Origin of the sequence: Moraxella sp. K127 (assembly GCF_015223095.1) — a bacterium.
Classification (GTDB): Bacteria; Pseudomonadota; Gammaproteobacteria; order Pseudomonadales; family Moraxellaceae; genus Moraxella.
The window spans coordinates 1-487 of record NZ_JADFBZ010000117.1 but is presented as its reverse complement, the minus strand read 5'-3'; the positions used below and the strand labels follow the sequence as shown (position 1 = coordinate 487).

1 protein-coding gene is annotated in these 487 nt (G+C 30.6%); it reads left to right on the top strand.

Going from position 1 to position 487, the window contains the following annotated elements:
• Positions 1-32 precede the first annotated feature (32 nt).
• Positions 33-487, top strand: a 455-nt coding sequence (locus IM753_RS12875; protein ID WP_194109456.1) for a hypothetical protein, incomplete at its 3' end; no start/stop codon positions are given.

Sequence of the window (487 nt, the reverse complement as noted above, 5' to 3'; positions counted from 1 at the left end):
GGTGTTACTGCCAATTACTGGGAATAAACTATATGTCAAAAGAACCAGAATACGGCTCAACAGAACATCTTGTGCAGTCTTTTAAAGAGCAAATCATTTTTATTATTGTTATGGGTTCACTCTTTTGTGCTGTCTATTACTTTTATATAAAACCCAATGAGGTAAAAAAACTCCAATCAGCATCAAAAGATGAGTGTGGACATCTTATTGAGTTTTATTCCTCCCCTGATTCTGATGACCCTAGAAATAGAAACATTGATTATTTTTCAATTAAAAATAATCATGGTAAGGAGTTGCATTTTGTCAGAAATGCAAATCTTGCAAAATCAAAATCTGATCTCTATCAAGAAAATAAAAAAATGTTAAAAAATGCCAAACAAGGTGATTTGGTATGTTTAACATACAGCACAGAATATTACGAAGATTTTGGTAAAAAAGTACGAGATAAGAAAATACCTTATCTTATTAAAATTAACTCAGTAGGAGA